The organism is Hyalangium sp. (genome assembly GCF_035629615.1).
Lineage (GTDB): Bacteria > Myxococcota > Myxococcia > Myxococcales > Myxococcaceae > Hyalangium.
The window spans coordinates 1-10163 of record NZ_DASPHO010000338.1 but is presented as its reverse complement, the minus strand read 5'-3'; the positions used below and the strand labels follow the sequence as shown (position 1 = coordinate 10163).

Genomic DNA, 10163 nt, shown 5'->3' with positions numbered 1-10163 from the left:
CGACACGCCCAGCGTGGAGAGGAAGGACGCAGTGGCGGTGATGGCGCGCAGGCGCTCCGGCACATCCTGGCCCGTGAGCGTCACATCGGCGTCCGTAAAGGCCGCCACCGAGGCCAGCGTCCGCGGCACCTCACGGTAATCCCGGTACTCAATCACCGAGACGGAGATCCGCTCCAGGCCGATCCCATGGAAGTTGCCGAAGATGCGCACCAGCCGCTCGGGCTCGGCGAAGGGCATGGGGCGCAAGAGCACCCCGTTCACCACGCTGAAGACCGCGCTGTTCGCACCGATGCCGAGCGCCAGTGCCAGCACCGCCGCCACCGCGAAGCCTGGGCTCTTGCGGAGAACACGCAGGGCATAGCGCGCATCCTGGAGGAAGTGATCCATGGGTCCTGTGTGCCGGAAATGGAGGCCTAGCGCAGGCGCTCGTCCTGGACGACGCGCCCGTCGAACAGGCTCACCATGCGAGTACCGAGCCGGGCCTGCGCCGGATCGTGCGTCACCATGATCAGCGTCGCGCCGCCCTGGTGCAGCTCGGACAGCAGCTGCATCACCGACTCGCCGTTCTTCGAGTCCAGGTTACCGGTGGGCTCGTCCGCCAGCAGGATGAGCGGATCGCCCGCCACCGCACGCGCCACCGCCACGCGCTGCTGCTGACCGCCGGAGAGCTGCCCGGGCATGTGCCGCGCCCGGTGGCTCATCCCCACGCGCTCCAGGGCCTTCTCCACCCGCTTCTTGCGCTCGTCGGCCGGCATCCCCCGGTACGTGAGCGGCAGCTCCACGTTCTCGTAGACGGACAGATCGCCTATCAGGTTGAAGCTCTGGAAGATGAAGCCGATGTGCCGGTTGCGCACCAGCGCCCGCTCCGTAGGCGACAGCTCCAGCACGGACTTGCCGTCCATCAGGTAGGTGCCCCGGCTGGCCGTGTCCAGCAGCCCCAGCACCGCCAGCAGCGTCGTCTTCCCGGAGCCGGAGGGGCCGACAATCGACAGCCACTCGCCCGGCCGCACCGTGAGGTGCACATCCGAGAGGGCGTGCGTCTCGACCTCCTCGGTCTCGAAGACCTTGGTCACCGCCTCCAGCTGGATGAGCGCCTTCTGCGGCACCACATCCGCCGAGCTCGCGGCCGCAGTCACCGCCACGCCTTGATCCTTCGTGCTCTCCGGAACCGTCGTGTTCATCGCACTCGTACCCGATCCACCGCGTCCCACGCGGTCATGTCCGAGAGCACCACCTGATCGCCCTCGGTAAGTCCCTGCACCACTTCAATAGAGTTCACCGAGCCCCGGCCCAGCTGCACGGGGATCCGCAGTGCCTCGTCGCTGCCCGGCTGCAGCCGGAAGAGTGACACCGTGGAGTTCGGCTGAGCGCCCGCGGGCCGGCCTACGAACAGCACATCTCCCAGCCGCTCCAGCTCCACCGTCCCCTCCACCGTGAGATCCGGCCGAGCGCCCTTGGGCAGCTCATCCGGCAGCGTCACCTCGACGCGCACCGTGCCCTGGCTCGCGGCCGGGGCGATGCGAGACACCGTGCCCTCCACCACTCCGTTGCGCGTATCCACCTGGGCCCGCTGGCCCACCTGGATGTCCCGCGCCTGCGTCTCGGCGATCCGCAGCTCCGCCTTCAGCCGCTCGGGCTTGACGACCTTGGCCAGCACCGTCCCCGGCGTCACCCACTGTCCCAGCTCCAGCGGCAGCTCCGTCAGCACCCCGGCCTCCCCGGCCTTCACCTGCATCGACTCCACCTGTGTACGGCGGAAGCGGGCCACCGCTTTCAATCGCTCGATCTGTCCCTGCTGCGCCGCGAGCTGCTCCCGGGTGCTGCCCTGGAGCACCGCCAGGCGCTTGCGCTCCAGCTCCAGGCGGACGCTCAGCTCGCCCGCCTTCTCGCGCGTCTGCTGGGCCTCCAGGGTGGGGACGAAGGAGCGATCCAGCAGCGCCACGGTGGCCTGGGCCAGGCGGCCCGCGCTGGCAGCATCGGTCTCCAGGGTGGCGATGGCGGCCTCCTGGGAGATGCGCTGCGTCTCCATATCGGTGCGCAGGGCAATGAGCTGGGCCTCGGCGCTGGCGAGCTGGCGTTCGGCCTCGAGCGCCTGGAGCTGCACATCCGGGTTGGACAGCTCCATCAGCAGGGTGTCCGGCTGCACGGGGGCGCCTGGGCGCACGTGGATGCGCTCGACGCGGCCCGCCGTGTCGGCAGTGAGCCAGCGGATGTACTCGGGGACGAGCGTGCCCGCCCCCTTCACCTGGCGGAGCATGGGCCCGCGCTTCACGATGTCCATCCACACACTGCCGCGCTCCACCGTGGGCGCGGCAGCCCGGAGCTGGGACAGGCCCAGCGTCACGGCCACGAGCGCCACCACCCCGGCGGCGCCGAAGATCCAAGGCTTGCGATTGGGTTTGCGGGTCCTAGGGATGTCCACGGCGGGCCTATGAGCGAAGGCCGTGCCAACGCTGAACAGGGCCCCAACCCATTGAAACTGCAGGGGATTATCCTCCCACCCGGGGGCGGGCTGCCCGATTGCGAAAACCGTCGTCCCAGAAACGGACACTTCGAGCGAGGCCCCGGCACGGGTGTCCGGAGCTGGGACGGCCGTTCCCAGTTACGGGCAGTCCACGGCAGCCTGAGCCCGTGCTCCCCAGGAGAAGGGTCGCTGGCACGGGGTTCGCTCTACAGAGTGGCTGAGCGTCATGGACACCTTCCTCCAGGATCTGCGCTTCAGTCTGCGCCTGCTGCGGCGGCAGCCCGCCTTCGCGGCCCTGCTGGTCCTCACGCTCGCGCTGGGGATCGGCGCCAACACGGCCATCTGTCGTGGCGCTCTTCGCCGCATGGCTGCCTGCGCGCCGGGCCACACGTGTGGATCCCACCGAGGCGCTGCGCCAGGAATAGGCGGCGCTTCTCAATCTCCCAGGACGGAGGAGGTTTCACCTCCAAGGTCCCGACGCGCCGGGGTGCTCTCACGCTCACCCCGGCGCGTCGTCTTTTTAGCGGACGCAGCGCCGCTCATGGCCGAATGCACTCCATGAGCACGAGCGCGCTCCCAATGACGTGGAAGGCGATGACGGTGCACATGACGATACGTTCAGCGATCGCGTAGGAGTTTCTGCAGCTCCTCGGGAATAGGCATTGGCGTGAAGATGCCCACGTCCGCTCCGCCTGTGTTTCCCATGGGGGCGCGACCCAGGAGGGAGCCGGGCCCCGCCAGGAGGAGACGCGGGAGCTGCCCCAGCCACTCCCGCCAGTCCCGAGCACGCCAGGCAAAGGTGAGCATCGCCCAGTGCACGCGGAGGTGCGGCCCGGCATCGGCCTGACTGAGGATGTGCGCGCGCTCGAGGAACCGCCACGCGGCCTCCCGCTCATGGCGCGCTTCAGCCTCCACCGAGTGGCGCAGCTCCTTCTCGAAGTGAACACGCAATCGCGGATTCATGGGGGCGGTAAAACACGTCTCAGACTGGAACAAGAAACAGAAAGCACTGCTAAACAGATGCTATCTCAGACAGGTTTTAAGAGTCTTCCGGTCTAAGCGCGTATATAGAGGGTACGCCGAAAGCTAAGTAACAGGAGGTGAATACGAATTCTCTGTTGACCGATGATATCGAGAGCCCTCACAGTGCGCGCGCTTCTATCCCCCACCACTGAGGTTCAAATGCTTTCAGGCATGGTCATTCGCCGCTGGGCTGTTGCCAGCGGGCTGTCGCTGCTGGTCGGTTGCGGTCCCGAGATGCTCGACGAGAAGCTCACGCAGGAGCCGGTCGCGTCCGCGGAGCAGGAGATCGTCGGCGGAACCAGTACGACGATCGCCGCCAACCCCTGGCAGGTGTCCCTGCAGTCCAGCGGAGGCTCCCACTTCTGTGGCGGCTCTGTGCTCAACGCGAACTGGATCCTGACCGCGCAGCACTGCGTGAACTCGGGCGGGTCCATCTCCAAGCCGGGCCGCGTGGCGGCGGGCAGCACCACGATCAGCGGGAGCTCCTCCGGGCAGATCCGCCAGGTCGCCGAGGTCGTCGTCTATCCCGGCTACGTGGATGCCAATGTCGGCAAGGACGTGGCGCTGCTGCGTCTGTCTACGCCGCTCGACCTGAGCGGCACGAACGTGAAGGCCATTGGCATCATCACGGCAGCGGACGTGTCCGCGGGCCTGACCAACACGGGCGTCGTCACGCGCGTCACCGGCTGGGGCACGCTCTCCAGCGGAAGCTCGTCGCTCCCCAACACGCTGCAGACCGTGGACGTGAACATCATCAGCAACAGCTCGGCCCAGTCGTCCTACCCGAGCGAGACCATCGGCGCGGACCAGCTCGCCGCGGCCGCGCCCGGCAAGGACTCGTGCCAGGGCGACAGCGGTGGCCCGCTCACGGTGGTCAAGGGCAGCACGCGCGCGCTGGCGGGTGTCGTCAGCTGGGGCTATGGCTGCGCTGACTCTCGCTATCCCGGCATGTACGCCCGCGTGTCTTCCTTTGAGACCTGGATCGCCTCGAAGATCAGCGGCACCCCTCCCCCCCCCGGGACGACGCTGCTCTCCCAGACCAGCCTCTCGGGCTCGAGCGGCACCTGGAAGCACTACCCCATCACCGTCCCGGCGGGTAAGTCCAGCCTGACGGTGAGTCAGTTCGGCGGCAGCGGTGACGCGGACCTCTACGTCCGCAGCGGCTCGCAGCCGACGACTTCTGCGTATAACTGCCGCCCGTATCTCAGCGGCAACACGGAGACCTGCACGATCAACAACCCGGTCGCTGGGACCTGGTACGTCTCCGTGCGTGCCTACAGTACGTACTCGGGCGTTTCGCTGACCGCGACCGTGCCGTAGTTCGTCTGTCCGCTTCACGGCGGCGCCGGCCCTTGCGAAGTGGCCGGCGCCGACCGTGGCGGCGCTCCTCAAGGGAGAGCCCTCTCCGACATCGCGCTGATGCGCTCTGATGTGTCCCTGTGTGCTGTCCGCCTGCGGGACACCGCGTGCCACCGTCGGACACTCGCCTGAGCTCAGCTCTCTCCACCTGAAGGCAGCAGGGGACCCGCTCGGCTCCCCTCCCCGGTGGCACTAGAGTTGCATCGCCTCGAGGTCTCCCGTTCCCGGGACTCCCTTCGAGCTCACCGATGGCTCAGCTCCTTCAAGACGTCCGTCTGGCCCTCCGCCTCATGAGGCGTGAGCGTGTCTTCACGCTGATGGTCGTGGCCACCCTCGCGCTGGCCATCGGCGCCTCCACCTCTGTCTTCAGCGTCGTCTACCAGGTGCTGCTGCGCCCGCTGCCGTACACCGCACCGGAACAGCTGGTGCGCGTGCACCAGTCGGTACCGCAGCGGGAACGGATCGGCGTGAGCTACCCGGCGCTCCGGGCCTGGCGCGAGCGCTCACGCACCTTCGCGGGCTTCGAGGGGCTGGCGATCCAGGATCTCACGCTCACCGGTGACGAGGGCGCGGAGCAGGTGCGCGCGGGACGTGCGACGGCGGGGCTGTTGCCCATGCTCGGGGTGCAGCCGGTGCTCGGGCGCGCCTTCGACGAGGAGGCGGAGGTGCCAGGTCGCGACCGCGTGGTCCTCCTCACTCACGCCCTGTGGCAGCGGCGCTTCGGGCAGTCCCCGGGTGTCATCGGCCAGACGCTCACCCTGAATGGGCAGCCCCACACGGTGCTGGCCGTCCTGCCCGCCTCCTTCCAGCTGGCCCCGGATGTAGAGCTGTGGAAGCCCCTGGCCCCGGACCTGCTCAAGGAGGTGCACAACCCCCAGAACAACATGATGCGCGTGGTGGGGCGGCTGCGGCCCGGAGTGACGCTGGAGCAGGCTCGGGTGGACATGGACGAGTTGGCCGCGGCGCTGACTCGCGAGGAGGCGTATGCCGGGGATGCGACGGGGGTGCGCCTGGTGCCACTGCATGCTCAGGTGGTGGAAGGCGTGAGAGACTCGCTGTGGCTGCTGGCCGGCGTCGGCGCGTTGGTGCTGCTCGTGGCCTGCGCCAACGTAGCCAACCTGCTGCTGGCCCGTGCCAGCGCACGCGCCCGAGAGGTGTCCGTGCGCGCCGCGCTCGGGGCGGGCCGTGCGCAGTTGCTACAGCAGTTCCTGGTGGAGAGCACGCTGCTCGCGCTCGCTGGCGGGGCCGCGGGCCTGCTGCTGGTGCTGTGGAGCGTGGACCTCCTGCGAGCGCTGATCCCCCAGGAGGTGCTGCCGCAGGGAGAGGTGCAGCTCGAGGGGCACGTGCTGGCCATCGCCGCGGGCCTGTCCCTCCTCACCAGCTTCCTGTTCGGCCTGGTGCCAGCGCTCCGCACGGCGCGGGCCAACGGCCGCGGGGCGCTGGGAGATCTGAGGGGCGCGAGGGGCACCACGGGGAGCGGTGGTGCGAGGGCCGCACTGGTGGTGGCGCAGGTGGCGCTGGCCCTCGTGCCGTTGGTGGGGGCGGGGCTGATGCTGCGCACCTTGCGAGCGCTGCACGAGGTGCCGCTCGGCTTCGAGCCGCGCGGTGTCACCGTGGCGGAGCTCTACCTGGCGGGAGACGCCTACGCAGACGAGGCGCGTCGACACCTCCTCTTCACCGAGCTTCTGGAGCGGGTGCGGGCGCTCCCGGGAGTGCAGGCGGCGGGGCTGGCCAGCACGGTGCCCCTGTGGGGGAACACCGGTGTCGCGGTGGTCCTCCACCCCGGCGAGGACATCGCGGTGGCGGCCACCCGCGAGCTCACGAACTTCCACGCCGTGAGCGAGGGCTACCTCGCCGCCATGGGCATGTCGCTGAAGGAGGGGCGGCTGCCAGAGGCCGCGGACGGGCCGGGAGCGCCGCCCGTCATGCTCGTCAACGAGGCGTTCGCGCGGCGTGACCTTCCCGGGAGAGGTGCCCTGGGGCAGCGGGCGCGGCTGGAGTTCGAGGGGGAGCCCTTCCGCGAGGTGGTGGGCGTGGTGGGGGACGTGCGCCAGGATGCGCTGGGCGAAACGCCCGTGGCCGCAGTGTACCTGCCCATGGGGCAGTTCCTACCGCGGAGGATGGTGCTCGCCGTGCGCACCACGGGCGATGCAGCCGCCCTGACGGCGGCCCTGCGCGAACAACTGCGTGGGCTGGCCCCGGACGTGCCGCTGGTCAAGGTGCGCTCCCTGGAGGAAGTGGTGCGCGCGAGCTACGGGCGGACAGAAGTGCTGGGGGCCTTGCTGGCCGCGCTGGCGGCGCTGGGGCTGGCCCTGGCGGGCGTGGGGCTCTACGGCGTGCTGGCCTACTCGGTGAGCCAGCGCACCCGAGAGCTGGGCATCCGCGTAGCCCTGGGCGCGACGGACCACCAGGTGCTGCGGCTGGTGATCAGCCAGGGCATGCGGCTCGCGGCGGTGGGCGTGGTCGTCGGCCTGGTGGGCGCAGGCCTGCTCGCGCGGGGACTGGCCGGCATGCTCTACGGCGTGGAGGTGTTTGATCCGCTCACCTTCGCTGCAGTGCCCGCGCTCCTCGGAGCCGTGGCGTTGCTGGCGAGCTGGCTGCCCGCCCGCCGCGCGCTGCGCGTGCCAGCTCACGAGGCCCTCCGCTCGGACGGCTAGACGGGGCCGGCCCGGCTCCTGGGCGGCGAAGGCGTCAATCTCGCCTGGAGTCCGACGAACGGAGCCATGGCGTGCGTTTGCCTCCAGTGGGCTCCATCAGCGGCGCCATGAGCTCGTCCATGTTCGCAAAGTAGACCCTGCGCCGATCCTTGGACGCATTGCGATGCGGGCACTCTATTCCCTCTGACGCGGGGGACGGATGAGACAGGCGGCCAGTCCCAGCCTGTCCACTCCTCTATGGTACGCTCCGTGTTGAATGCCTCCTGCATCATCGGTTCTGCTTGCTCCGGGTTCCGTCGTCGCCCAGCGATTCACGCTCCAGCGCCCGGCAGGCCGCGGAGGCATGGGCGTTGTCTTCCTGGCGCGTGACGAGCACACCGGACTTCCCGTCGCCCTCAAGCTGCTCCATGCCCCAGGCAACTCGGAGGTGGCGCGCCGCTTCACCCGCGAAGCCCAGCTGCTGGCCGCGCTGCGCCACCCAGGCATCGTCTCCTACGTCGCCCATGGTCTCACCGAGGAAGGTCAACCTTTCCTCGCCATGGAGTGGCTCGAGGGCGAGGACCTCGCCCGGCGACTGGCTCACACCCCGCTGAGCCTCTCCGAGTCCCTGCAACTGCTCCGGCGCGCCGCAGACGCCCTGGCCGCGGCTCATACCCAAGGCATCATTCACCGCGACCTCAAGCCCTCCAACCTCTTCCTGCGCGCCGGCCAGCCTGGAGATGGGGTGCTGTTGGATTTCGGTCTGGCCCGTGTCCATGCTGCCTCCCAGGCGCTCACCCACACCGCCGAGATCCTGGGGACTCCCGGCTACATGGCGCCCGAGCAGGTCGCGGGCCTCCGCACCCTCTCTCCTGGCGTCGACATCTTCTCGTTGGGGTGTGTGCTCTATGAGTGCCTCACGGGCCAACCTCCCTTCCGTGCACCTCATGTGGCCGCCGTGCTGGCCAAGATCCTCTTCTCCGAACCGGTGCCGCTGCGCACGCAAAGGCCAGAGCTGCCCGCCTCGCTCCAGGGGCTGGTGGAGCGGATGTTGGCCAAGAAGCCCGAGCAACGGCCCGCGGATGCCGGGCACCTGCTGCGCGCGCTGGAAGAGCTGGAGCCTCTCACTGAGCTTCCTCCGCCCACTCGGGCCACTCGGGTCTCGGTGCTGCCCGAGCCACACTCGACTGTCTCGTCGCCACCCGAGCCGGCTTACGCCGAGCAGCACCTGGTGAGCGTGTTGCTGGCCACCCCCCGCGACTCCCTCAAGGAGACGCCGACGCTCACCCTGGAAGAGGAGGAGCAGGCCCGCCAGCACCTCCAGCTGTTGTTGCAGGAGCTCCAAGCTCACAGCGCCCATGCAGCCCTATTGGCCGACGGCTCGCTGCTGGCCACCTTCATCTTGGAGCGCGGCACTGCCTCCGACCAGGCAGGCCTGGCGGCCCACTGCGCCTTGTCCGTCAAGGAGCGTTGGCCGGACAGCATGGTGGCGCTCACCACGGGCCTGAGTCTGCGCGGCCACCCCTTGCCTGTCGGAGATGCTGTCGACAGGGCCGGCGAGCTGCTCAAGGTCCAGAAGAACCGAAGCCTGGCTTCCTCTTCCCTGGTGCTGGTGGATGACACCACGGCCGGGCTGCTGGGCTCGCGCTTCCTGCTGGACAAGACTCCGTCGAGCCTCTTCCTGCTGAGCGGCGAGCACCTGAGCGTAGACGAATCCCGCCCGCTGCTGGGGCGGCCCACCCCCTGCGTCGGCCGCGAGCAGGAGCTGACCCTGCTCGAGCTGGCCTTCACCATCTGCGTGGAGGAGTCCTCCGCACGCTCCCTCCTGGTCATCGCTCCCGCGGGTACCGGCAAGTCCCGCCTGCGCCACGAGTTGCTGCGGCGCCTGGAGCACCATGCCCACCCCCCGCTCGTCTTGCTGGGACGGGGGGATCCCATGAACACCAGCGCAGCCCATGGCCTGGTGGGACAGGCCGTGCGCCGGGTGTGTGAGGTGGTGGATGGTGAACCGCTCGAGACCCGCCGCGCCAGGGTGGCCCGGCGAGTGACACGGCACCTCCCGCCCGAGCAGCACAAGGATGCCACGGAGTTTCTGGGCGAGCTGTGCGCCATTCCCTTCCCCGGGGAGGACAGCCCCAGGCTGCGCGCGGCCCGGGAGAACCCGCAGCTGATGAGCGACCAGGTGACGCGGGCGCTGGTGACCTGGCTCAAGGCAGAGTGCGCCCAGAGTCCGGTGCTGCTGATGCTGGAGGATCTGCACTGGAGTGATGGGCCCAGCATCCATTTGATGGCGCAGGTGTTGCGCGAGCTCTCGGAGCAGCCGCTGATGGTGTTGGCCCTGGCGCGGCCCGAGGTGAGGGGGCTGTTCCCGGGGCTGTGGACCCGGGGCGTGCAAGAGGTGCCCTTGCGAGGCTTGAGCCAGAAAGCCAGCGCCCGGCTGGTGCATGAGGTGCTCGGCCCCCAGGTCCCGGAGGCCGTGGTGGCCCGGCTGGTGGGACAGGCGGCCGGCAACGCCCTCTTCCTGGAGGAGCTCATTCGCGGGGTGGCCGAGGGGCATGGCGAGGAGCTGCCTGGCTCAGTGCTGGCCATGCTCCAGTCGCGCTTGCAGCGCCTGGAGCCGGAGGCAAGGCGCATCGTGCTGGCAGCCAGCATCTTTGGCCGCACCTTCTGGACGGGAGGTG

Annotated in this window: 7 protein-coding genes; 3 read left to right on the top strand and 4 right to left on the bottom strand. The window is 69.3% G+C overall.

Features of this window, described 5'->3' with window-relative positions; all coding sequences use genetic code 11:
• From VD972_RS17150 to VD972_RS17135, 4 genes are all read right to left on the bottom strand, one after another.
• Window positions 1-387, bottom strand: a 387-nt coding sequence (locus VD972_RS17150; RefSeq protein WP_324988345.1) for an ABC transporter permease, incomplete at its 3' end; no start/stop codon positions are given.
• 26 nt (window positions 388-413) lie between these two features.
• Window positions 414-1181, bottom strand: a complete 768-nt coding sequence (locus tag VD972_RS17145; protein WP_324988343.1) for an ABC transporter ATP-binding protein — start codon at window positions 1179-1181, stop codon at window positions 414-416.
• Window positions 1178-2422 (bottom strand): HlyD family secretion protein, encoded by a 1245-nt coding sequence (locus VD972_RS17140; protein ID WP_324988341.1) that lies wholly within the window; start codon window positions 2420-2422, stop codon window positions 1178-1180. Before VD972_RS17140 ends, VD972_RS17145 begins: the two co-directional genes overlap by 4 nt.
• Window positions 2423-3082: 660 nt before the next feature.
• On the bottom strand, window positions 3083-3427 hold the full coding sequence (locus tag VD972_RS17135; RefSeq protein WP_324988339.1) for a DUF3703 domain-containing protein: 345 nt from the start codon (window positions 3425-3427) through the stop codon (window positions 3083-3085).
• Window positions 3428-3658: 231 nt separating this feature from the next.
• Here VD972_RS17135 and VD972_RS17130 point away from each other — a divergent pair, with 231 nt between their 5' ends.
• The 3 genes from VD972_RS17130 to VD972_RS17120 form a co-directional block, all read left to right on the top strand.
• Window positions 3659-4807 carry a trypsin-like serine protease gene (locus tag VD972_RS17130; RefSeq protein WP_324988337.1) on the top strand — a complete coding sequence of 383 codons (1149 nt, stop codon included), beginning with the start codon at window positions 3659-3661 and terminating at the stop codon, window positions 4805-4807.
• A 287-nt stretch (window positions 4808-5094) separates the two neighbouring features.
• Window positions 5095-7503 (top strand): ABC transporter permease, encoded by a 2409-nt coding sequence (locus VD972_RS17125; protein WP_324988335.1) that lies wholly within the window; start codon window positions 5095-5097, stop codon window positions 7501-7503.
• A 343-nt stretch (window positions 7504-7846) separates the two neighbouring features.
• The coding region (locus VD972_RS17120) for a serine/threonine-protein kinase (protein ID WP_324988333.1) at window positions 7847-10163 on the top strand (2317 nt) is incomplete at its 3' end.